At 30.4% G+C, this 24693-nt stretch carries 25 protein-coding genes and 1 other annotated feature; of the genes, 15 read left to right on the top strand and 10 right to left on the bottom strand.

Annotated features, from left to right (window positions below; translation table 11 throughout):
- Positions 1-146: 146 nt before the first annotated feature.
- Together ACWW38_RS10825 and ACWW38_RS10820 are read right to left on the bottom strand one after the other, a co-directional pair.
- The gene (locus tag ACWW38_RS10825; protein WP_456257562.1) at positions 147-1220 is read right to left on the bottom strand and encodes a pyridoxal-phosphate-dependent aminotransferase family protein; all 1074 of its coding nucleotides are present in this window, start codon (positions 1218-1220) and stop codon (positions 147-149) included.
- A gap of 193 nt (positions 1221-1413) precedes the next feature.
- Positions 1414-1618 (bottom strand) — a binding site (T-box leader).
- A gap of 87 nt (positions 1619-1705) precedes the next feature.
- Entirely contained in the window at positions 1706-3829 is a 2124-nt protein-coding gene (locus tag ACWW38_RS10820) for an MASE3 domain-containing sensor histidine kinase (RefSeq protein ID WP_456257561.1), read from the bottom strand.
- A gap of 337 nt (positions 3830-4166) precedes the next feature.
- Here ACWW38_RS10820 and ACWW38_RS10815 point away from each other — a divergent pair, with 337 nt between their 5' ends.
- The 4 genes from ACWW38_RS10815 (at position 4167) to ispF (ending at position 7969) form a co-directional block, all read left to right on the top strand.
- A complete protein-coding gene (locus ACWW38_RS10815) occupies positions 4167-4832 on the top strand; it encodes a response regulator transcription factor (RefSeq protein WP_456257560.1) in 666 nt (221 codons plus the stop codon).
- 16 nt (positions 4833-4848) lie between these two features.
- Positions 4849-6174: a sensor histidine kinase gene (locus ACWW38_RS10810; protein ID WP_456257559.1), complete on the top strand. Its 1326-nt coding sequence runs from the start codon at positions 4849-4851 to the stop codon at positions 6172-6174.
- 646 nt (positions 6175-6820) lie between these two features.
- Positions 6821-7030 (top strand): hypothetical protein, encoded by a 210-nt coding sequence (locus tag ACWW38_RS10805; RefSeq protein WP_456257558.1) that lies wholly within the window; start codon positions 6821-6823, stop codon positions 7028-7030.
- A 465-nt stretch (positions 7031-7495) separates the two neighbouring features.
- Positions 7496-7969: a 2-C-methyl-D-erythritol 2,4-cyclodiphosphate synthase gene (gene ispF, locus ACWW38_RS10800; protein WP_456257557.1), complete on the top strand. Its 474-nt coding sequence runs from the start codon at positions 7496-7498 to the stop codon at positions 7967-7969.
- A 278-nt stretch (positions 7970-8247) separates the two neighbouring features.
- Here the strand turns inward: ispF and ACWW38_RS10795 are convergent, their stop codons facing one another.
- The 5 genes from ACWW38_RS10795 to ACWW38_RS10775 are packed head-to-tail and all read right to left on the bottom strand — an operon-like array spanning position 8248 to position 11268.
- On the bottom strand, positions 8248-9468 hold the full coding sequence (locus ACWW38_RS10795; RefSeq protein ID WP_456257556.1) for an FAD-dependent oxidoreductase: 1221 nt from the start codon (positions 9466-9468) through the stop codon (positions 8248-8250).
- Positions 9469-9483: 15 nt separating this feature from the next.
- Positions 9484-10026, bottom strand: a complete 543-nt coding sequence (locus tag ACWW38_RS10790) for a YeeE/YedE thiosulfate transporter family protein (protein ID WP_456257555.1) — start codon at positions 10024-10026, stop codon at positions 9484-9486.
- Between the two features lie 20 nt (positions 10027-10046).
- On the bottom strand, positions 10047-10274 hold the full coding sequence (locus ACWW38_RS10785; RefSeq protein ID WP_456257554.1) for a sulfurtransferase TusA family protein: 228 nt from the start codon (positions 10272-10274) through the stop codon (positions 10047-10049).
- A 24-nt stretch (positions 10275-10298) separates the two neighbouring features.
- A complete protein-coding gene (locus ACWW38_RS10780; protein WP_456257553.1) occupies positions 10299-10526 on the bottom strand; it encodes a sulfurtransferase TusA family protein in 228 nt (75 codons plus the stop codon).
- Between the two features lie 37 nt (positions 10527-10563).
- Positions 10564-11268 (bottom strand): YeeE/YedE thiosulfate transporter family protein, encoded by a 705-nt coding sequence (locus tag ACWW38_RS10775; protein ID WP_456257552.1) that lies wholly within the window; start codon positions 11266-11268, stop codon positions 10564-10566.
- Between the two features lie 342 nt (positions 11269-11610).
- Here ACWW38_RS10775 and ACWW38_RS10770 point away from each other — a divergent pair, with 342 nt between their 5' ends.
- Positions 11611-12507: a LysR family transcriptional regulator gene (locus ACWW38_RS10770; protein ID WP_456257551.1), complete on the top strand. Its 897-nt coding sequence runs from the start codon at positions 11611-11613 to the stop codon at positions 12505-12507.
- Here ACWW38_RS10770 and ACWW38_RS10765 read toward each other — a convergent pair.
- The gene (locus tag ACWW38_RS10765) at positions 12504-12722 is read right to left on the bottom strand and encodes a sulfurtransferase TusA family protein (protein WP_456257550.1); all 219 of its coding nucleotides are present in this window, start codon (positions 12720-12722) and stop codon (positions 12504-12506) included. The two genes, ACWW38_RS10770 and ACWW38_RS10765, sit on opposite strands and share 4 nt — an antisense overlap.
- 127 nt (positions 12723-12849) lie before the next feature.
- Here ACWW38_RS10765 and rfbB point away from each other — a divergent pair, with 127 nt between their 5' ends.
- From rfbB to ACWW38_RS10725, 8 genes are read left to right on the top strand one after another with little or no spacing between them, the layout of a single operon-like run.
- Positions 12850-13839 carry a dTDP-glucose 4,6-dehydratase gene (rfbB, locus tag ACWW38_RS10760; RefSeq protein WP_456257549.1) on the top strand — a complete coding sequence of 330 codons (990 nt, stop codon included), beginning with the start codon at positions 12850-12852 and terminating at the stop codon, positions 13837-13839.
- A gap of 16 nt (positions 13840-13855) precedes the next feature.
- On the top strand, positions 13856-14596 hold the full coding sequence (locus ACWW38_RS10755; RefSeq protein ID WP_456257548.1) for a sugar phosphate nucleotidyltransferase: 741 nt from the start codon (positions 13856-13858) through the stop codon (positions 14594-14596).
- Complete coding sequence (rffA, locus tag ACWW38_RS10750; protein WP_456257547.1) at positions 14593-15759, top strand: dTDP-4-amino-4,6-dideoxygalactose transaminase; 1167 nt, start codon at positions 14593-14595, stop codon at positions 15757-15759. Before ACWW38_RS10755 ends, rffA begins: the two co-directional genes overlap by 4 nt.
- A gap of 1 nt (position 15760) precedes the next feature.
- On the top strand, positions 15761-16498 hold the full coding sequence (locus tag ACWW38_RS10745; protein ID WP_456257546.1) for a glycosyltransferase family 2 protein: 738 nt from the start codon (positions 15761-15763) through the stop codon (positions 16496-16498).
- Between the two features lie 14 nt (positions 16499-16512).
- Positions 16513-17826 (top strand): ATP-grasp domain-containing protein, encoded by a 1314-nt coding sequence (locus ACWW38_RS10740; protein WP_456257545.1) that lies wholly within the window; start codon positions 16513-16515, stop codon positions 17824-17826.
- Between the two features lie 17 nt (positions 17827-17843).
- On the top strand, positions 17844-18830 hold the full coding sequence (locus ACWW38_RS10735) for an ABC transporter substrate-binding protein (RefSeq protein ID WP_456257544.1): 987 nt from the start codon (positions 17844-17846) through the stop codon (positions 18828-18830).
- Positions 18820-19605 (top strand): ABC transporter permease, encoded by a 786-nt coding sequence (locus ACWW38_RS10730; protein ID WP_456257543.1) that lies wholly within the window; start codon positions 18820-18822, stop codon positions 19603-19605. Before ACWW38_RS10735 ends, ACWW38_RS10730 begins: the two co-directional genes overlap by 11 nt.
- Positions 19602-20345, top strand: a complete 744-nt coding sequence (locus ACWW38_RS10725) for an ABC transporter ATP-binding protein (protein WP_456257542.1) — start codon at positions 19602-19604, stop codon at positions 20343-20345. The genes ACWW38_RS10730 and ACWW38_RS10725 overlap by 4 nt, the downstream gene beginning before the upstream one ends.
- A gap of 58 nt (positions 20346-20403) precedes the next feature.
- Here ACWW38_RS10725 and ACWW38_RS10720 read toward each other — a convergent pair whose 3' ends face one another.
- Complete coding sequence (locus ACWW38_RS10720; protein ID WP_456257541.1) at positions 20404-21960, bottom strand: ArnT family glycosyltransferase; 1557 nt, start codon at positions 21958-21960, stop codon at positions 20404-20406.
- Positions 21961-22197: 237 nt separating this feature from the next.
- Here ACWW38_RS10720 and ACWW38_RS10715 point away from each other — a divergent pair, with 237 nt between their 5' ends.
- Together ACWW38_RS10715 and ACWW38_RS10710 are read left to right on the top strand one after the other, a co-directional pair.
- A complete protein-coding gene (locus ACWW38_RS10715) occupies positions 22198-23148 on the top strand; it encodes a sulfurtransferase (RefSeq protein ID WP_456257540.1) in 951 nt (316 codons plus the stop codon).
- 251 nt (positions 23149-23399) lie between these two features.
- The gene (locus tag ACWW38_RS10710; protein WP_456257539.1) at positions 23400-24383 is read left to right on the top strand and encodes a rhodanese-like domain-containing protein; all 984 of its coding nucleotides are present in this window, start codon (positions 23400-23402) and stop codon (positions 24381-24383) included.
- Positions 24384-24462: 79 nt separating this feature from the next.
- On the opposite strand, the gene ACWW38_RS10705 is transcribed toward ACWW38_RS10710, so the two are convergent.
- Positions 24463-24678 (bottom strand): DUF2922 domain-containing protein, encoded by a 216-nt coding sequence (locus tag ACWW38_RS10705; protein ID WP_456257538.1) that lies wholly within the window; start codon positions 24676-24678, stop codon positions 24463-24465.
- Positions 24679-24693 lie beyond the last annotated feature (15 nt).

The raw sequence follows: 24693 nt of genomic DNA, 5'->3' as shown, positions 1-24693 counted from the left end.
ATAAACTTTAATTCATAATCTCTATTCTCTAGTCGCTAATCTCTAATCCCCAGTCTCCAGTATTCTAGTATCTACTGGCGATTGGGGGACTGGTGATTAGCGATTTCTTTTAACCTTCCTAGTGCCTGTTACCTGCTTTCCTGCTCCTACAGGCATTTTCCAAGTGCATCTAGCGTTCTGTCTATCATTTCATCGTTCACACATCCCATGTGTCCAACTCGTATCATTTTCCCCTTTAAGTTGCCCTGTCCCCCTGCTATAACTATATTAAATTCCTGTTCCATTCTTTTCTTTATTCTTGATGCTTCCCCATCTTCTTCAATCAAGAATCCTGTAACAGTGTCGGATAAATAATTTTTATCCGTATACACTTTAAGTCCCATATTCTCTGTTCTATTTCTAAATTTATCAGCTAAATCATGATGCCTTTTATAAACATTGTATAATCCTTCTTCTTCTATCATCTTTAAAGCTTCATTTACTGCAGAAATTAATGATACAGCAGGTGTATAAGGATTCTCAGGAAGGGGCTTATCTAAAAATTTTCTTGCCCTTAAAAAATCCCAATAATATTTAGGATTATTAGACTTTTTAGCTGCCTCCCAGCCCTTATCACTTATCCCTACAAAAGCTAATCCTGGTGGAGACATAAGTGCCTTTTGTGAGGCCGTTATTAAGACATCTATGCCCCATTCATCCATTTTAGCTTCAAGTCCACCTATGGAACTTACTCCATCTACTATGAAAAGCTGTTTTTTACCTTTCATAAACTCTCCAATTTCCCTTATATGATTAGTTACTGTTGTAGATGTTTCATTATGAGTTACAATAAGCCCCTTATGCTCATCCTTAAGCTGTTCCCTTATCCTATCAACAGTTACTCCTCTTCCCCAAGGAACCGCAATAGTATCAACATCTAATCCATAGATTTTTGCTATTTCTATAAATCTGTCTCCAAATACCCCTGTAGATACCGCTAGTATCTTATCTCCTCTTGAAAACATATTTACTATTGAAGCTTCAAGCCCCCCTGTTCCTGCTGCTGGAAAAGTTAAAACTGGATTTTTTGTCTGAAAAACATATTTAATTCTCTCATTCATTTCTGCAAATAATCTTCCATATTCCGCTGTCCTATGATGAATCACAGCCTCTGACATTTTATTTAGTACTCTCTGTGGAACATTAGTAGGCCCTGGCGTCATAAGTAACTTTTCTTCCATATCAAAATCCCCCTTTTTAAATGCACTCCCATTTCAATTTTAAAATCAATACAGATCTTGCCCCAATTATAAGCTCATAATTTTTACTAAATATTTTTAAAATTAATTTTTTAATAACAGCTTCTTTCATTACAAGTCAAGTCTTTATCTTATCAATAAATAAGAAAATAAAAAAGTCCTCATCCAAGACAAAGTCAAGGACGAAGACATACTATCTACGTGGTACCACCTTATTTCACTGCTGCTGCAGTCTCTTTACTTTAACGGGTAATTCCGGTATAGGTTGCTACCCCTATACAGCTTCAGGTCGGATTCAATAACTTTCACTGCAGATTTTCACCAACCATCCACTCTCTGAAAATGAAATATTATTTACTACTACCTTGCATAGCTTCTGCTTTTGTATAATTATAATAAACTAAAAATAATAATGCAATAGATATTTTAAATTTTATTATTTTTGAAACCGATTGCATAAATAATTATTATTCATATATATCAGCAAACTCAATATGTATCCGCTCAACTTTATTATCATTAAATATTTCATTTGCTTCTGCCTCTTCCTCTGTCAACACCTTTACTGGAAGCTGAATTATAAACTCACTTCCTTCCCCAAGACTACTTCTAATATCTATAGTTCCATCGTGCATTTCTATGAGGGATTTAACAAGAGATAAACCTATTCCGCTTCCTTCGTGGTTTCTCTTCATACTTTTATTAACCTGCCCAAACCTTTCAAATATTACTTTAAGTTTATCCTCGGGGATTCCTATTCCACTGTCTTTTACTGATATAACAATACTATTTCCCTTATCTATCATAGTAACCCATATTTCATCTCCAGGATTAGTGAATTTTACAGAGTTAGAAAGAAGGTTTAGAATAATCCTTTCTATTTTATCTGGGTCACAGGCTAGTATTTTTTCTTCTACGTCAGTATCAAATATTAGATTAACTCCTTTATTTTCCACATACTCTACAACTGATAAGGTTATTTCCTCTACGATGTTTACAATATTATAATTATGTAGGTTAAGATTGTAAAATCCAGAGTCTATTTTAGATATATCTATAAAATTATTGATTAATCTTAATATTCTATAGCAATTTTGCCTCATTATTTTTAGATATTTCTCATTTTTAGCATAATTAGTGGATATACAATCGTTTTCATTATACAAATCAAGAACTTGCACTGATCCAAGTATCACATTTAGTGGTGTTTTCATTTCATGAGATATATTACCTAAAAATTCAGTTATAATCCTATTAACTTCTAATGTCTCATTTAACCTCTCTTCACTGGCTTTTACATCATTCTTTAACTTTTCTATCTCTTTATCCTTAGTTATGTTTCTAATTAAACATAATACAGCTGGTTCATTTTTATAATTAAGATACCTTTCCTTAACCTCTATATCTATAATTCCATTATCCGTAGAAATTTGAGTTTCATAAAATTCTCTAACTAAATCTTTACTATATTCTTTTTTATCAAAGTCACGAACTATACCTTCACTCTTATTATATAGCAGCTCTACTAAAGACTTTCCAATAATCTCTTCCTTACTAGCATCTCCAATTAAACTAGCTGCTAACTCATTTACAAATATTACTTTACCTCCGCTATGTATAGCTATAGCTTCTTGGGCATTTTGAATGAGCAAGTCATAACATTCTTGATTTTCTATAAGTATTTCTTCCATACGCATTCGCTGGTAGCTTTCTTCATTAAGTTTTCTGCTGGTGTATCCTAATTGAAAATCTTTTTTCTTTAAATCCTTAGCTAAAAGCCTATATGGATTTCTTAAGCCTACTTCTACTACGGATTTGTAAGTGAAATAGAATGAAATTGTTTTAAAAATATGGCCTAATATATTCTCAATTCCATAAATATCATTATAAAGTGTTAGACTAAGCTCAGATAAAATTGTAAAAATCAAAGAAAGTTCAAGGAATACCCAAGTCTGATGATCTATATTTTTTTTACCTTTAAACATTATGATAGCAACAAAAAATACAAAAAAAGAAATTAAATACTCACTAAGTATCTTAAAATTAGTAAGCTTTGAACTGTCTATTAAACATTCTGGAAAAGTATGCCATTGAAATATAGATAAAATTAAAAAACCTGAAATGATAGCATAGATCCATAAGATCTGATTAAATTTAATACTTTTATAGTTCTTATAGAATAATATACCTACAATAAGAAGAGTTATTGACTCTATGTATCTAGCTGAAATCCACAATTGAGTACATATATTGCTTAAAGATGGTACTTTGGCAAATATGCCCATACCCTCATATGTCAGAACATGTAGTAAATCAAATATCATTACAAAACCATATCCTATTCCAAGTATTGAAAAAAAATTATTTTTTAAATCCTTGTAAGAATTTAATGTAACAATGAATATGGTAGAAGCTATTAGCACACTAAATAACTCTAAAATGCTATGAAAAAGAAGATAATTTTGAAACCCTAGGTACATTAAACTAATAATTAGTAACGTCCAAATAATTACAGTTATAATTATTTTATATACTATTCCCTCTACATTAGATTCAATATAATTTTCATTAGTGCCTTTACTCCAGGACATTTGTTAACCCTCCCCCTCATGTAAAATTATTTTGAAAAGGAAAATTTTCACGCAATAGTAAAAACTTAATGTGCTTTCCCTTAATGATAAAATTTAGAAATAATGTTATATAATATCTCTTCTACAAACCTTTGTAGAATCCTGCTAAACTATAAAATAATTCAATAAATTATTTTATAGTACATTATTCAATACACTTTCCTGTGATATACTATATTAAAAATGGGCTATGTTAAGAGGTTATTGATTTTTTATTATGATAAACTCAACAATCTTTAAAATAGCCTTAGCCTACTAACGGAAAGTTTAATATATATTATAAAAGGATGGTTGATTTATGAAAGGGAAAATCCTAATTGTAGAAGATGAAAAAAAGCTAGCTGATGTAATGACATTATATCTAAAAAAGGAAGATTACGATGTTACTTTAGCTCATGATGGTCTATCCGCCGAAGAACTAATATTAAATAATGAATTTGATTTAATTATATTGGACGTAATGATGCCCCATAAGGATGGTTGGTCCTTGCTTAGGAAAATAAAGTCTAATAACAATACTCCTGTTATCATGACCACCGCCCGTGGTGAAGAGGAAGATAGAATTTTTGGCCTGGAACTAGGAGCAGATGACTATATGGTAAAACCACTAAGCATGAGAGAACTTGTACTTAGGGTTAATCTTAGAATTAATTCTAAATCAATTATTAAAGATAACAGTATGGTTTTAGGCTCTATGAAAATAAATGAGCAAAAGAGAGAAGTATTAGAAAAGTCTATTCCTGTTCTTTTAACTCCAAAAGAATTTGATCTTTTACTTTTTTTCTGCAAAAATCCAAATCAGGTTTTTAAAAGAGATCAACTTTTAGATAAAGTATGGGGATATGACTTTTTCGGAGACACAAGGACTGTAGATACTCACGTTAAAAACCTTAGAGAAAAGCTAGCCTTCTGCAGTAGCAGATTAAAGACCATTTGGGGTGTAGGATATAAATTAGAACTATAGTGAAGAGGGGTACTAAATGAACAAAGAATTTATCAAATTTGATAAGATAACTTGGAAACTTATAAAATATTTTATTTATATAATAAGTATAGCCATATTAATCTGTTTTATAGGCAGCAGTTTGTTTCTATCTAAATTCTATATGAAAAATCAATATAAGGATTTAAAAACCTCCTCTGAAGAGATATACCTGTCTTTAAAAGAAGGCCGTCCTTACGAAAATATTTTTGGAAATGCCATAATCATAAATAATAATTTCATACAACCTATTGGTGGGAAAAGAATGGGGTTAATGAATAATTTAAAAAATGTAGACTTTAAGTCTCTTCCAGAACAAGGCAGCTTTGAAAATGCTGTAGGAGAACACTTTATATATTATAAGTTATCCACAGAGCTTGGAGATATTGTAGTATTTCAAAGCAGCAGAGATATCTCTGAATACTTAAAGGTAATTTACATAGTACTTATTTTTATATTTTTATTAGCTCTCTTTCTTTGTATACCTTTTATATCATATCTCGGGAAAAAATTTACAATGCCTATACTAAAACTCCAAAGGGCATCTCAAGAAATTGCTAATGGAAATTTTAATGCCAATATACCTATAACTACAGGTGATGAAATTGAAGATTTATCCCATAGTTTGCAGTCTATGGCCCATAGTTTGGATAAAAAAAATGAGCTGCAAAGAAACTTTATCTCTAACGTATCCCATGATTTCAAAACTCCATTAAGTGTAATACGAAGTTATAGTGAAGCTATAAAAGATGGATTAGTAGATGCCTCTGAAACTAAAGAATATTCACAAGAAATTATAGAAGAGGTTGATAGATTAAATAATCTTGTAATGGCTATTATGGAATTATCTAAACTTCAAAACGGTAAGCTTAAGCTTAATAAAAGTCACTTTAACATAAAGCCTCTTCTACAAGAATGCATAGACAAACTTAGTACTATTGCTAAACAAAAAAACATAACAATATCTTTAGAAGGTGCTGATATAGAAGTATATGCTGATGAAGCCTATCTTTTTAGAGTAATATATAACTTCTTAGACAACGCAATAAAGTTCAGTCCTAATAACGGATCAGTAACTCTTTGTATTTCTCCTGTGGATAAATCAACCAAAATTTCTATAATTGATCATGGTATAGGAATCGAAAGTGATAAGCTTAATACTATATGGACTAGATATTATAAACACGACAATCGAGGAGGAATGGGCCTAGGGCTTGCTATTTGTGCAGAAATTCTAAAACTTCATGATTTTGATTATGGTGCTGAAAGTACTCCAAATAAGATAACAGAATTTTATTTTATAATACCTAAAACAGACAAATAAGTGATAAATAGAACAAGTTATGCACATTATCCACAGGCAATTGTGCATAACTTGTTAATTTTATGTTAGCGTCGTGTTAATATATTTTGTTATTAATTTCAACTAATTTCCATTTATATTTGCAATATGAATTTTTTGTAATTCACATTATCCCTTGAATCTTATTATCAATTAGATATATAAGTTATACACATTATCCACAGTCTTCCTGTGACTAAGTTGTTCATTTTATGTTGATTCCTAATATATTGTAGTATATTCCTATATTTTTTATAAAAATTAACCGAAAATTCAGCAATATTCTATATTTGTTATCCACATTATCCACACAATTGTGTACAACCTGTGCATAACATGTCTTTTTTATTAAAAACTTTAATCCATATTATAAATTATTATTATGTAAATTTAAATTAACAATATGTTGCCTCAGTTAATATACTATATTGTAAACCTAATTATCACAGTTCATTTTACTTATCCTTTTTTTATAATTAAGTGCATTATATATTCAATTAATGCACTTAATTATAACCAATTTTTAATGAAATATACATAAATATTTTTTCTAAATTTTCAGTATATTTACTGTGTTTGTGGTATAATAAATCTATAAAAACCTATATAGACAAAGGGGGCCAATGTTATGGAAAAGAAGGTCATATACGTTGATTTTAAAGCTGCCTCTAGAAAATATAAACATAAAAATGACTCTAAAGTTGACCAAGTAAAAATTATAAAACAACAGAAATCTTATGTTCAACTTCTGATATTTAAACTAAAAAAAATACTTAGTATTTTTTCTAAACATAAATCTAATAATAATGAAGATCCTAGATACAAGCACTGGTTATAAAAAAGCACCCTGGTGCTTTTTTTGTTTGGACTTCAATACAACAACATAGATGTTGTTTAAATACCCACATGCTAACGCATTTATTTATAGCGACTCTTCAAGTTATACTCAACAATACTTACTTAGTAACTTTACAGTGTGGCTACGCCATGCAAAACTATCATTTTCCTTTTTGAAGTCCTTTTAGTATTTACTATAGTAATTACTAGTTGCAGCTAATTAAGGCATGTAAGATTACTGGCTAGCATATATGCATCAATTGAAGAAACTTTGAAGAAATAACTAGTAGTACTAAAGGTTTCTCAATGATACATATATGCGTTAGCCAAGTAATCTTACATGCCGCCATTTTCTAGCACTTTACTTCACATTACTAATGGAAGTATTTAAATTTACTAATTGATATTACTTAGATTATTTTATTATAATAATATGTGAACTAAAAATATCCTAGGAGGTTTTAAAATGCGCATAGGTATGGGCTATGATGTACATAGATTAACTGAAAACAGAAAACTTATTATTGGTGGAGTTGATATTCCTTATTCTAAAGGGCTTCTTGGTCACTCCGATGCTGATGTACTACTTCATGCTATAATGGATAGCTTGCTTGGTGCTGCTGCTCTTGGAGATATTGGAAGGCATTTTCCCGATACAGATCCTAAATTTAAGGGAATATCCAGCATTGATCTTTTGAAAGAAGTAAGAAATCTACTGGACAAGGAAGGATATGAAATAGTTAATATTGACGCTACTATAATTGCTCAAAAGCCTAAAATGGCACCTTATATCCCTAAAATGATAAAAAATATATCTAGTACTTTACAAATTGATGATAACTTAGTTAATGTTAAAGCTACCACAGAAGAAGGGCTTGGTTTCACCGGAAATGAAGAAGGTATATCAAGTCAGAGTATATGTCTGATTAATAAAAAATAGGCTATGTTTTAAGAGATTTTTGATTTCGTATAATATCGAAAATAATTCTAAATTTAGTATAACAATTATAGCTAAACTTTCATTAACTCGCAAAGCTCAGACAAATGAAAGTTCTTAACGCTACAATGGTTATACTAAATAAGAATTATAATTTCTCATCATAATGAACTCAACAATCTTTAAAACAGCCTTAACCTACTAATGGACTAATGGAAAGTTTTAAATGAATGTAGAAATCAACATTCATTTAAAACATATCCAATAAACTACCTATTCCCTTAAATTTGTTCTAATATGCTTTCTTTAGTTAAATTTTCTTTTATAACTTTATCTACTTTTCCATCTTTAATAGTTACTACACAAGGGAACTCTTTAACTCCTAGCCTATCTGCTATTCCAGTTGATTTATAGATATCAACTTTATTAACTCTTATCTTACCTTGGTTTTCTCTTTCTATACATTCAATTTGTGATAAGCATTCTATATCTTTTGGATCTATAGCATTGTATATATATATAAGTCCTGGTATATCGCCCTTCATTATTTGCTCATTGAAAGCTTCACTTTCAGCAATATACTTCTCAGCTGCAAAACCTGCTATAGCTCCATCTCCAACTGCAGTTGCTACTTGTTTTAAGAATTTGTCTCTTACATCACCAGCAGAGAATACTCCTGTAATATTAGTCTCCATCTTCTCATTAGTTACGACGTAACCTCTATTTGTTAGCTCAAGTTGATCTTTATATATTTCAGTATTTGGTATATATCCAATGAATTCAAAACATGTATCAATTTTTACAGGTATTTTTTCGTTTGTCTTAACATTTTTAAGTACGACTTTTTCCAATCTTTCATTTCCTTGGAATTCATCTACAACAGTGTTCCATATAAATTCCATCTTAGGATTAGCAAGAGCTTGCTCTTTAGCAATTTCATTACAGTCCATTTTTCCTTCATCATGTAATACAGAAACATACACCTTATTTGCAAATTTAGTTAGAAACATTCCTTCTTCTATAGCTGCATCTCCACTACCTATAACTAGAACATCTTTTCCTGTATTAGCTGCAGCATCACATGTTGCACAGAAAGAAATACCCTTATCAAATAGGAAGCCCTCTTCCCCCTTAGCTCCTGTAACTCTTGGTCTTCCACCTGAAGTTACTATAACAACTTTAGCTTCATAGTTCGTCCTAAATGTTTCAACTACCTTTGTTTCACCATCAAGCTTAACTGATTTTACATCTGTTAATTTAAATTTTACTCCGAATTTTTTGGCTTGTTGTTGAAATAGGTTCATAAGTCCTATACCAGTTGTTCCTTCTGGGAATCCTGGGTAATTTTCTATTTCATTAGTATAAGTTGCAAGTCCACCTACTAGGGCTTTTTCTATCAATAAAGTTTTTAATCTCGCTCTTCCACAGTAAATACCAGCAGTTAAGCCCGCTGCTCCCCCACCAATAATTACTACATCATATTGTTCAACTCTTTTTTCCATAACCGCCCTCCTAAACTACATAAAGAATTTAACTAATAGTTTACTTCCAATCATAGCTCCTAAAAATAAGAATAATCCAAATACCCATCCTGATAATGAAAGGGATGCTATTCCACTATATAAAGCACCTATATTACAACCGAAACTTATTCTTGCACCATATCCCATAAGCAATCCACCTATAATAGCAGCAACTACTTGTTTTTTTGATTTTATCTTTTTAATTTTGAATTGAGAAGCAAGTAATGTAGCCATTAATGCTCCTAAAATTATTCCTAAGTTTCTTATGGAACCAGGATCATTTAAAAATCCACCATTTAAGGTAGCTTGAGCTCCTGGAGTGCTAAAGTAATACCATTTATCAACGTTCCCGCCTACTGCTCTATAGAGCCAAGCTCCCCAGTTTGCAAAGGCTCCTGATACCCCCCAAGGATTTCCAGTGGTAGCTAGGGTAACTATTTGGAAAACAGATAACAATATAGCTCCAATTACATATGTCCATGCATTTTTAAACCAACTTTTATAAAACTTATTCTTTTCTAACTTCTTAAAGTCCAAAGTTACACCTCCTAACTAGGCTATTTAACTTTTTCTATAATAACTTCCCATTCGCCATCATCAACTTCTTCTATTTCTACATTGTGTCCTTCTTTTCTAGCCCATTCTGGTACGTTTTTCATTGCACAGCTATGATCTATTTGAACTACTAATACATCTCCTAATTCTAATTCTTTTAATTTATTTTGAGTTTTTACTAGAGGCACTGGACAAGCTTCTCCTAAACAATCTAACATTACTTCTTTCATTTCTATTCCTCCTTAAAATCTATCTTATTTATTTTTTTCAATTATAACTTCCCATTCACCATCATCAACTTCTTCTATTTCCACGTTATATCCTTCTTTTCTAGCCCATTCTGGTACGTTCTTCATTGCACAGCTATGATCTATTTGAACTACTAATACATCTCCAACTTCTAATTCTTTTAATTTGTTTTGAGTTTTTACTAAAGGCACTGGACAAGCTTCTCCTAAACAATCTAACATTACTTCTTTCATTTTTATTCCTCCTTAAATATTAAAATTAAATTTTTTACTATTCTTCTGAACTTTGATTTCTATATTCCCATTTATCTGCAACAATATATAAAACAGCTATTACTATAAGTTGAACTGCTACTGCACCAATCCATCCAAGTATATCTGGTAAAAATATTGATTTACCCTTTAGCATAAAGTTTAGTTTCCACCATCCAAAATCGTGAGCACCCCATAATGATCCTACAATGAAGAAGAATAATGATAATATTTGCATTGTAAATCCTTCTCCAACTCTCATTAAAGTTCCTGATGCACATCCTCCTGCTATAACCATACCGATACCAAACATTATTGCTCCAACTACTGTAGCAAAGCTTATAGGAACTACATAACTTTGTCCAGGTATTGGAAGTCCCTTAGAAAATGCTCCATACTTTATAGCTGTAAATCCTATTGTAGTTACTGCAAATGCAATAAGTACTGCTCTTGTTACTGAAGTACTTCCTGTTAACGCAGGATCTCTCATAGAAGCTGTAAAACAAAATCTTGATTTTTGAAGAATAAACCCAAAGCAGATACCTGTAACCCAGAACAAACCTAAACTTGGTGAAATATTAGATAAGAAGATACCTATTCCGATGACTACTACTAATGCTATAATTCCATAAGGAATTTGACTCTTCTTAGGTTTTCTAGTTCTTGTTCTGGATGACGTTCCTGATCTTCTTATTGAAGTCTCATTGCTATTTACTTCTGCCATAACATCACACTCCTCACTAGAATTCGATATAATTTTAACAATCTCTTCGATATAATTTTAGCATATAAAGTACAAAGTTAAGTATCTGAAATCGTTATACAATATCAAAATAAATTATAGCACATACCTTGATATAAGATTTTTTTATAGCAAAACATATGTTATAATTATTTTGAAATCAACATTGTTATAAAAGTAACAATGTTAATTTAATTAATATTGTTCAAGAAATTCATAATTAAGTAAAAATAAATGAATATTATTATTCTTAAGAAGGATTTTTCCAAAATAAATCTAAATCTTAATTATATGTTAATAATAAAGATTAAAGGATGGTGCTCTATGCATATTGAGTGTTTTAAGTATTTTTATGAAGTAGCTAACACTAAAAGTATTTCAAAAGTTGCAACTAACTCTCATATATCTCAGTCTGCACTAAGTCAACAAATACAAAAACTAGAAGATACTCTTGGTCATAAACTATTAATACGTAGTAATAAAGGCGTTGTTTTAACTGAACAGGGTAAGATTGTAAAAAAACATGTAGAAATTATGATGAAAACTTATTATAAGATGTTAGATGACTTGAGTAATTTAGATAAAAATAAAAAGACTATTCAAATTGATTCTTGTTGGACTTTGTCTACCTATGCTCTACCTTGTACTCTGTATAAAATGAAAAAGAAGTTCCCCAAGCACAACTATAGCTTAACTTCAGATTTTTCTGATACCATAGAGCAAAATGTACTAAATGATATTCATGATTTAGGATTTATATATGGTAAGCCTAGAGATGAATCTTTAGAATTTTATAAAGTAGCTACTGATGAGCTAGTATTAGTTGCTGCATCAAGCTTTGATGTACCGAAAAAAATTAAACTGAAAGATTTATTAAGATATCCTTTAATTATGCTAAATGATAAATTAGATATTGTTTCAACATTAAATGAACGCTTAAATGAAATTGGATACAGTTGTAATGACATAAATATTTTATTCAACCTTGATAGTGCTGAATCTGTTAAATCTTCTGTACTAAAGGGACATGGACTAGCTTTTCTTCCTTATTTGTCACTTAAAACTGAACTATATAATAAACAGATTAAATTAATATCAATTGAGGATGCCCCTATTTATTATGATATATATCTGATTTATAAGAAAAACATCTGCAATTCAACTTCAGTAAAAGAGTTTATAGAATACTTTAAAAAAATAGGTTATAAAAGTTTTTGCTAAAGCTTAGTAACTACAATTTCCCATACACCATTAATTACTTCTTCAATTTCAAAAATAACTTTTTTGTTCTTAAGAAAATTTGATAGTTCTTCCACAGTACAACCATGATCAGTTATAACTTTAAAAGATTCTTTAGCTTTTGTAGATTTAAGTTGTTGCTGAGTTTTTATCACAGGTACGGGACAAATTTCTCCTAAACAATTTATTTCTTTCATATTTTCACCTCATTTAGATTGAAAATAATAATTATTTAATATATTTATATTGTAACATTATTAAATTAATTATCAATTATTAGTTTTGTTGTAATTAAATCTTATAAATGTGAATGTGAGGATAACAATGAGCACTTACTTAATTACTGGTGGAGCTGGTTTTATAGGTTCTAATTTTATTAAATATTTATTTACCAATTACAAAGATATAAAAATCATAAACATTGATAAACTGACCTATGCAGGAAATCTAAAAAATTTAAATTGGCTCAATTTAAATTATAATTATACATTTATTAAAGAGGACATCTGTAATAGAACCTCCATACATGATATTTTTGATATTTATAAGCCAGATTATGTAATAAACTTTGCAGCAGAATCTCATGTAGATAGAAGTATCCAAAAGTTAGATAGTTTTTTAACCACAAATATTCTTGGTACAGAAGTATTGATGGAGGCATCCCTAAAATACAAGGTAAAAAAATTCCTTCAAATTTCAACTGATGAAGTTTATGGCTCCATAGAAACTGGATACTTTACAGAAGACTCTACTATAAAACCTAATAATCCTTATGCTGCAACTAAAGCCTCTGCAGATTTATTAGTTCAATCTTATTATAATACCCATGGTATACCTGCTTTAATAACCCGTTGCACTAATAATTACGGACCTAGGCAGCATAAAGAAAAATTAATTCCTATGATAATCAGTAATTGTCTAAGTTCCCATTCAATTCCTATATATGGAGATGGGAAAAATATAAGAGATTGGATTTATGTATTGGATCATTGCAGAGCCATAGACTTAGTACTTAATAAAGGAACTTTAGGGGAGATTTATAATATAAGTGGAAATAATGAAATCTCAAATATAGAAATAGCAAACTTAATTATTGAAAAATTAAACAACCTATTTCCATATAAGAATATAGACAATAGTTTAATAAAATATGTGGAAGATAGAAAAGGTCACGATAGAAGGTACGGAGTTAGCTCAGAAAAAATACGAACTCAGTTAGGGTGGAATCCAGAATATGGTTTTAGTAACTCTTTAGAAAAGACAATAAACTGGTATGTTAAAAATAGCGTAAGTTATAAAATTAATTCATACTAAACTTTGGAGGAATAAAATGAAAGGCGTTATATTAGCCGGAGGTAAAGGAACTCGACTATATCCATGGACTAAAAAAGTCAATAAACATCTGCTTTTTCTTGGAAATGAACCTATGATTTTTAATCCCATAAAACAATTAATTTCCTCAGGAATTCAAGATATATTAATTGTTACAAATAGAAATCATTTAGATTCTATGGTGGAAATCTTGACAAATGAAAACAATTTTTCCTGTAACTTTACTTTTAAGATCCAAGAAAACCCTAAAGGTATAGGAGATGCCCTTCTCCTAGCAGAAGACTTTGCTAAAGGAAATCCTATTACTGTTATTTTGGGTGATAATATAACTTCTCATAGCATAAAAAAATATGTCCAAAACTTCAAACTTCAAGGTACAGGCTCTAAAATACTTATAAAAAGAGTTCCTGATCCCTATAGATTTGGAGTAGCTACCCTAAGAAACAATAGAATTGTTAAGATAGAAGAAAAGCCTTCAAATCCTAAAAGCAATTATGCTGTAACTGGAATTTACATGTATGACAATCAACTTTTTGACATTTTGAAAAGTTTATCTCCTTCTTTTAGAGGAGAATTAGAGATAACCTCTGTAAATAACTTTTACTTAAACAGAAATCAGCTTACCTATGACATCTTGCATGGAGAATGGGCTGATGCTGGTACTTTTAGTTCCTATGCCTTTGCAAATAAACTCCTTTCGAGTATAAATAATAAAATCTTAGATGGTGATAAATTATGAACATTCCCTATAATAAATTGTACTTTTCAGGAAAGGAAATTGAATATATAAAAGATGCTATGGAAAGACAGAGTTTAAGTGGTGATGGATATTATACTAATCTTGTTACTTCTTCTTTAGAAAAGAACTTTAACCTAAACAAAGTATTAATGACCACCTCTGCCACTCACGCTTTAGAAATAGCCTTAATGCTAATTGATCTAAAGCCCGGAGATGAAGTTATTATGCCTTCATTCACCTTTCCTTCAACAGCCAATGCAGTCATGCTTCAAGGTGGTAAACCTATATTTGCAGAAATTAAAAAAGAAACTTTAAACATAGACCCAGAAGATATTAAGCATAGGATTACTCCAAGAACTAAGGCTATAATTCCAGTTCACTATGCTGGTGTAAGCTGTGACATGGATGAAATTATGTCTATTGCAAACAGACATAACCTTTATGTAATTGAAGATGCTGCACAAGGTGTTAATTCTAAATATAAGGATAAATTTTTAGGTTCCATAGGCCATATTGGATGCTTTAGTTTTCATGCTACTAAAAACTACATCAGCGGTGAAGGCGGTGCTTTAGCCATAAATTCTGAGAAGCTTTCCGGGGACAGTCCCTTAAGCTATTTAATTGATAAAGCTGAAATAATACGCCAAAAGGGTACTAATCGACATAGATTTATACGTGGAGAAATTGATAAATATTCTTGGGTTGATGTAGGCTCTAGCTACTTACCATCAGATATTTTGATGGCTATATTATACGCTCAACTAGAAGAAATAGATGAAATTAGAAATAAAAGAGAAATAATATACTACTATTATGCTGAAAAGCTATCAAAACATTTAGACAGAGGAATTATAGACAGCATATCTTATATTCCTCCTTACTGTAGTTCCAATTATCACTTATTTTATGTGATATTTCATAGTGAAACCATTAAAAACGCAGTAGTATATAAACTAAAACAGAGAGGAATAACTGCCTTAACACACTTTGTTCCTCTACACAGTTCTCCCATGGGAGCGAAACTTGGCTATTCCCCTTCTGATTTTAAAAAAACTGATAAACTGGCTAACTGTCTTCTTCGCTTACCCCTTTACACTTCTATGACTTTAGAAGAAGCTAGTTATGTAATAGAATCTCTAGAAGAAATTATAAAGGAGCTTTAAAATGAAGCCTAATATATCTGTAGTAGTTCCAGTTTATAATAGTGAATATTCTTTAGATGAATTGTGTGGAAGGCTTATATATATCCTTAGGCAAATGTGTTTTAGGTACGAGCTCCTTCTAGTTGATGATGGAAGTAATGATAAAAGCTATAATAAAATGCTGGAACTCCATAAAAATAATAATCATATAAAAGTAATACAGCTTAGAGGAAACTTTGGACAGCAAAATGCTTTAATCTGTGGCTTTCATTACGCTGTTTTGGACTACGTAGTGACAATGGATGATGATTTACAGCACCCTCCAGAAGAAATTCCTAAACTTTATGAAAAAATTCTTGAAGGTTATGACATAGTATATGGAATTCCTATAAAAAAGCAGCATTCATCCTATAGAAATCTTGGAACTAAAGCAACTGATTTATTATTTGATAAACTCTGCTCTAAACCTCACAATATAAAGGTTAGCAGTTTTAGAATTATGAAAAAAGAACTTGTTCAGAGAATCATATTGGACAAGACATCCTTTGTATATTTATCCGCCATGACCTTTAAAAATACTAATAAGGTAGCTAATGTATATGTAAATCACAACTGCAGGAAATATGGAAAATCAAATTACACATTTCTTAAATTATTTAAGTTATACACTAAGCTATATATCTATTATTCCTCTTGTTCATTATTTAAGATTTTTAAATCCAAAAGATCTCAATTTATAGTAAAAGATATCCAATTATAAAGGAGGAATGCTCTATGAAGTTATTAATTTTAGGTGGAGGCCACTGTCAACTTAACGCTATTTTAAGAGCCAAAAATCAGGGACACACCCTTATAGTTTCTGATTATTACGATGATGCTCCTGGCAAAAACTTCTGTAACCATAAGGAACTTATAAGTACTTTTGATATAGATGGAAATATCCAAGTGGCTAAAAAACATAATATTGATGGAATACTTACCCTAGGGACAGATCAGCCAGTTTACACAGCTGCTAGGGTTCAAGATACATTAGATCTTCCTAAGCTTATAGATGTACCTACTTCAAAAGCAGTAACCAATAAAAAAGTGATGAAGACTATTTTTAAAGAAAATAATATACCAACTACTAACTTTGTTTTTATAAAGAAGAATTTTTGTGAAAATGAATTAAGCCATTTAAACTTTCCTATAGTGATTAAACCATTAGATAGCCAAGGTCAAAGAGGAATTTATAAACTGGATTCTGTAGAAGAAATTAAAAAGTATTTAGATAGTACCTTAAGCTATTCGAGAGAAGAGGAAATTCTAGTTGAAGAATACTATGAAAATGATGAAATTACAGTAAGTGGATGGGTAGAAAATGATAATGTTCATGTGCTTACAGTTACAGATAGAGTTACTTATGATAGCTACCCTCACATAGGGGTTTGCACCGCTCATAACTTTCCATCAAAACACCTGTACTCAAATTTTACTGAAATAATGAAAATAACGGAAGATCTAGTTGAATCTTTTAAAATACATAATGGTCCTATTTATTTTCAAATGCTAGTTGGAAAAGCTGGTATAAAAGTTAATGAAATAGCCTGTAGAATCGGTGGCGCCTATGAGGACATATTCATCCCCCTTTTAACAGGAGTTGATATACTAGATATGCTAATCAATGCCTCCTTAGGCAAAGAATTAGACTACACAGCTCTAAGAAATTATGATTTATCAAAGAATAGCAAAACACTTTCTGTACAGCTGCTCTTTGCAAAGCCTGGAGTTGTTAAAACTATAGAAGCACCTTTTATGCCTCTAATAACTCCTAATAGAGAAGATTATTTCGGGGACAGTCCCTTAAATTGTCCTTTAAACTCTCCACTTCAGCCCCAGTACCTTCCTGGAGTTAAAGCTTTATACTTTAATATTAAGCCTGGAGATAATATAAAACCAATAACCAACGCTACACAAAGAATTGGATATATGATTGTTGAAGGCAACGATTATCAAGATCTACGTAAAAACTTAGATGGAGCTTTTGACAACTTAAAAATATACGATGATAAAGGCAATAATTTAGTCATTAAATTTGATAATTACTAAGAAAGAAGGATTGCTTTATGAAAAAAACTTTTTCGCTTTTTCGTCTACCAGTAATATTAATGATATTAATTCTTCCTCTTAATTTTGTAGGATGTAAAGGAAAAAGTGCTAATGAAAACACCAATTATAAAATAAACATAGCAGAACAATATGGCTTAGCCTATGCTCCCCTACAAATTATGAAAGCAAATAAGCTTCTGGAAAAAAACTTACCTGTTATAGAAGTTAATTTTCAGCAATTAGGAAATACTGCAGCTATTCGTGAAGCTATGCTTAGCAATAAGCTTGATGCTGGTTTTATGGCTATCCCTCCTTTTTTAATAGGTACTGATAAAGGAATGGATTGGAAAATCGCCTCTGGTTTATCATCTTCCCCAACCCAGCTTATTACATATAAAAACAATATAAAATCTCTAAAGGATTTTTCATCTGAAGATAAAATAGCTCTCCCTCAGCCTGGAAGTGTACAACATATACTCTTATCTATGGCTTGTGAAAAGGAGTTTGGAGATTCTCATAAACTAGATAATATAATCACCACTCTATCCCATCCAGATGGAATGAGCTCCTTGATGTCAAAAAAGAGTATATCTGCTCACTTTACTTCCCCTCCATATATTTATAAGGAACTGGAAGATAAAGCTATGTATGTTGTATTAGATGGAAAGGATGTAATGGATGGAGATTTTACCTTTATTGTCGGAGTTACAACTAAAGAATTTTATAATAAAAACCCAAAAGTATATTCAGCTTTTGTTAAATCAATACAAGAAGCTATAGACTTTATAAATAAAAACCCTGAAAAATCTGCTGAAATTTTATCCCCTATTTATAATTTATCAAAGGAAGATACCCTAAAATATTTAACTTGGTCTGGAAACAAATATAGCTCTGAAGTTCAAGGTCTAGAGAAGTTCAGCAAATTTATGGTTAAAAATAAATACATCTCAAAAGAGTATGCTCTTAAAGATGTTAAATGGGAAGATGTTAAAAATGAAAAATAAATTTTCAAATAATAAATTAGTAGTGCGTATATTTTGGATTTTAATATTTATTGTAGTCTGGGAGATTACGGCACGTAGCGGTAGTTTTTCTCCTTTGATTTTTCCTACTATAGAGGTTATACTTTCATCTCTATATTCTTCTATTGTAAATGGAGAAATTATAAAGGAAACTCTGTATTCTTTAAATTTAATTTTTAAAGGTCTTAGCCTAGGAATTTTGATAGCTCTCATTTTATCTTCCATGGCATCTGTATCAAAGATATTTGAGGGATTCGTTGAAACTCTGACTTCTATTGCCCATCCATTGCCGGGGGTTGCCCTGCTTCCCTTAATTATACTTTGGCTTGGCTCAGGACCTAATTCTATTATATTTATTATAGTTCACTCTGTACTTTGGCCCATGGTTTTAAACCTTACCGCAGGCTTTAAATCTATACCAAAAATATATAAAGAAATTGGAGAAAACTATGAACTAAATAGCCTTAAAATTATTTACTACATACTCCTTCCAGCCTCTTTACCCTATTTTATAACAGGTATAAAAATTGGTTGGGCAAGATCTTGGCGAGCTCTTATAAGTGCTGAAATGATTTTTGGTGCTGCCGGCGGAATAGGCGGCCTTGGCTGGTTTATATTTAAGAGAAGAGTTTTTATGGATACTCCAGGAATTTTTGCTGGTTTAATCGTAATAATATTCATAGGTATTATAGTAGAAGACCTATTCTTTTCTAAACTTGAGAAAATAACATTGAAAAAGTGGGGAATGACTTTATGATACTAGAAATAAAAAATTTATCAAAATCCTTTGGAAAAGCATCTTCAAAATCTCTAATTCTAAAAGATATAAACTTTTCTGTAAATAAAGGTGAATTTCTATGTATAGTTGGCCCCTCTGGTTGTGGTAAATCAACACTTTTAAGACAAATAGGAAGCTTTGATGCTGCTGATAGTGGTCACATATTGCTTAACAACAAATTGGTAACTAAACCCCAGCTTAATCGTATTATGGTGTTTCAAGACTTTAATCAACTCTTTCCTTGGAAAACAGTTATGGAAAACATTATTTTTCCTCTAAAAACAAATAACCTAATAAAAAATAAGAAAGAACTATTAGAAATGGGAGAAAAATATCTTTCCATAGTAAAGCTTGAAAAGTTCAGCAAATATTATCCTCATCAATTATCTGGAGGCATGAAGCAAAGAATAGCCATAGCCCGTGCTCTTGCCATAAATCCACATATACTACTTATGGATGAACCCTTTGGAAGCCTAGATGCACAGACTAGATCTGAACTACAGGATATGCTTCTTAATATCTGGCAAGAAACTAATATAACTGTTATTTTTGTCACACATGATATTCAAGAATCTATATTACTTTCTGATAGAATAGTAATTATGGGGAAGAATCCTGGACATATAAAAAAAATTATTGATAATCCTCTTCCAAGACCTAGAAGCTTAGAAAATGGAGAATTATCATCAATATATAAAAATATATACAATGAATTATAATAAACCATATAATAAGTATCCGCTATCCATATGTTAAGTATAAAAAAATCTATAAAGTCTATTTGACTTTATAGATTTTTATTTTCCACTCTTTATCATTTACATATCTAGCTATTCTATTGCCATAAGTCTTGTCCCTAAATTCATACTTAAGCTCACATCTATTTTTTAAAAAGATTTGCATATCTTCATAATAATTCAGCTTTCCATATAATCCATCCCATCTAGGCTGTTCTTTATAAATCATGTCCATCTCTTCAGGATAAATTATATACTTTATATTATTTTTAATTATATAATCCTTAAAACTAATATTATTATCCTTTAGAAAAGCTAAGTTCCTATAATCATAGAGCTTTCCATTATCAAAATAAAACTCTAGATTTAAATTAGCTAAAACTACATCGTCTTCTTTTACAACTTTAGAAACCTCTTTTAAATACTTGCTGTAGCTATTATCTAAATAAGGTTTTATGTTTAACACTGAATTAATAATAATAGCCACCCATAATAAGCCCATAAAAATATATTTATAATTTTTCTTAAGCCCTCCTACAACATAGGTTAATAGCAAATAAAATAATGGAAACTGAAAAACTATACTAGTTTGATTGTATCTTCCTATCAATATTATTCCAATGTTTATAGCTACTATAGCTAACATTACAGGTGGAATAACCTCTATATAGTATTTCTCTCTCTTATAAGCCAGCTTAAAAATTGCAGTAATAAACACTGCTCCAAATATCCAAAATTGCAGTTTAATATTAGGTAGATAATAAGTTCCTCCTATACTGTGATACAATTTATAATAAAAGTATTTTACACCTGAGATTTTATCTGATAGAGAATAATCTACGCCAAATTCTTTTCCATAATTAAAATAATCCTGAAAAAAATTTGAGTTAAATGATAGACTTATAAGTACAAAAATCCCAGCAAATATACTCACAATAGTTCCGTACACAATCAAGTTCTTAATTTTTATATCTTTATTTATAAAAATGCTGTAAACATATATTAAACCGAAGCAAATAGATATTATAAAACTATTTGGATGAATGCCTATGCTTAACCCTACTATTGCCCCTAGCACTATATCATCTTTAATTTTATGTCCTTCCCTATGAGTATAAAAGAAATACAGTCCTACTATTAACGCAAACAAGATTACTATCTCTTGCCTTGCAAAATGTGATACGTATATAAACTGTATGTCTGAAACTAAAAGTGTTAAAGAGATAAAAGCTATTTTACTATCTTTTAAAATATTTTTACTTAGTTTATAGAAGAAATAAATTATAAACATGGAAAATATTAAGGACATGAATCTTACTGAAAAAATCCTATATCCAAATATTTTAATAAATAGAATTTGTATTGTATGAAATATTGCTTTTATGGCATGGGGATATCTAGGGTATAAATCAAAGAATGTTTCTGTTACAGAGTAATCCCCTTTCTCCATAATATTTCTCGAAAGTCCACCAAGCCAAGATTCATCTGAATGTACAAATGGAAATTTAGTAAGATAACTGATATTTATGATAAAATGTACTAGAAGTAAGCTTAATAGAATTTTATTTTCCTTTATTTTTTTCACTAAAGCTTCCATATTCTCTCCTTAATTCTAAATTCAAATTATGCTGTAGTTCTTATTTATCAACCTTCTTAGATTATATCATATACCCCATAGTATAAATTAATTACTCTCTTATCTGATAATCCAATGCTCCATTAGAAATTTAAATATCTAAATGCATCATTAATAAAGTATAATATAATTATAATTGTATATAATTTAACAAACTCTTCAGATTAATAAATATTTTAAAAGGATGGGAGGAAGAACATGCAAAAGCAAATTAGAAAACAACGTAAATCTAAACTATTAGCTTTGCTTATGTTACTATCACTTACTTTTTTTGCAGCTGGATGCAGTAGTTCATCATACACATCAACTGACAAAAGTCACTATATAATTGAAGCAAAATCAGCCATAAAGATGCTTGGTGAAAAAAATGTAATCCTTGTAGATGCCCAAACACCAGATGGCTATTCTAAAGAACATATTAAAGGTGCTATAAATATTGATAAAGACGAAGTTAATATTAAAGTTCCTGTAGCTGGAATACTTGGACCAAAAGACTTATTTGAAAAGGTTATGAGTGCAAAAGGTATATCTAATGACTCTACAGTAATTATTTATGACAATCAAAATAATTCTCATTCTTCAAGACTATTATGGGCTATGAAAGCTTATGGACATGAAAATCTTAAAGTAGTTAGCGGTGGTATAGAAGCCCTAAAAAAAGCAGGTGCAGAAGCTAGTACTGAAGTACCTAGTATTACCGCTACAAACTATAAAGCTAAAGATTTAAATAATGAGATGATAGTTACAAAGGATGAAGTTAAAGCTCAAGTTCAAAACCCAGATAAAAACACTATACTACTAGATGTTCGTACTCAACAGGAATATGATGAAGGAACAATACCAGGATCAATATTACTAAACTATGAAGACAATAACTACAGTGATAAAACCTTCAAATCATCTCAAGATATAAAAATAATGTATGTTGAAAATAACATAAAACCAGATAATAAAATAATATTATTCTGTAAGACTTCAACTAGAGCAGCTGAAACTTATCTAGCTCTATATGAAGCTGGTTATAAGAACATTAGAATTTATGATGGTGCTTGGTTAGAATGGGATGCTGATAAATCCTTACCAATTCAAGTTAAAGATGACGGCAATAAAGATACTGCTGCACCACAAGGAAACCAAGATAATTCCTAAAATTCAATATAATCTTCTCACAACTTATTATATATAAGTTAAGTACAAAAATAGCTGCATAGTTTATATGCAGTTATTTTTATATTTATGCAATAATTTTCCCCTACAAACTCAGCAAATTCAACTATATCTTATCATTACTTTTTCTTATACAGTATAACAAAATCCATTTATCTATGTGATTTATTATTTGCTATAATTAAATTGTAAATGTTAAAAAAATAACAAATCGTAAGGGGGATTAATAAAATATGAAAAAGAACAAAATTATATCAAGCATTTTAGCCCTAGCCCTTGCAGTATCTCTAGCTGGATGCGGTACAAAAAATGATACTGCAAAAGATACTAAACAAAATACAAAAATTGTACAAAGAGATCAAGGAGCTTCTGACAGTTCAGCTAACAAGAGTTCCGATGCTGTATCTACTGCTGTAAATGGCTATTTTGCTAACATGCCTCAAGATATCTATAAGATCCCTGAAAAGGATTTCATTGAAAAAGTAAAAGCTAATGAAAACATCTTTGTATTAGACATAAGACAAGCTGATGTATACGGAAAAGGTCACATAAAAGGTGCTGTTAACCTTCCTTGGGGAATTGCTATAAGTGACAATCTTGAAAAATTGCCTAAAGATAAGCCAATAATGGTTTACTGCTATACAGGTCAAACTGCTGGCCAAACTGTTGCACTTTTAAATATGGCAGGCTTTAACGCTAAATCGGTAAACTTAGGATGGGATTTAGGAATCTCTAAGGTTCCTGGAGTAGAGGCTGTTACTGAAACAAAAGAAAATACTTTACCAGCTGATGCTAAAAAGGTAGAAATCAATCCTGAAATTAAAAATGCTATAGCAAAATACTATGCAGGATTAAAAGATGTTAAAGGTACTACTTATGCAAGCTATAAAATTAGTGAAGATGATGCTAAAAAATTACTAGATGCTAAAGATCCTAAGATAGTTTTCTTATCTATAAGAAGTGCAGAGGACTTTGCTAAAGGTCACATAGAAGGTGCTCTAAATATTCCTTGGGGAAAAGGTATGGAAACTAAATTTAACACATTACCAAAAGACAAAAAAATCATAGTTTATTGTTACACAGGACAAACTGCCGGTCAAACTGTTGCAGGTTTAAAATTGCTAGGATATGATGCTGTATCACTAAATGGTGGTATGGGAACAAAAGCTAATGCTCCAAGTGGTTGGGGTAATAAGTCTTTCCCAGTTGTAAAATAAACTCTTAAATTAGACTTTTCAATACTCTAAAATAATTAAATTAGGGGCAGCAGGTAACCTGCTGCCCCTAATTATTTAATTATATGTTTAATTCCTGGGTTGTTGTATCAATGATTTCAGCTGAATCTTTAACTTTTAACTCTCCAGTAGATGTAGAAAAGATATTCTTTTCGATAATAGCATCCATAACTGTTGACACCGCAAGCTCATCTACCCCATCTTTAATCTCCTTAAACCTTATAGATGCCTTCCTGCCTTGTGCAGTTAAAAAATTCATAACTAATGTTTTACTCATAAAACTCCCTCCTTA

The organism is Clostridium sp. JNZ J1-5, from assembly GCF_053901425.1.
The sequence above is the reverse complement of the archived record's forward strand: the minus strand, read 5'-3'. Positions and strand labels throughout refer to the sequence as shown.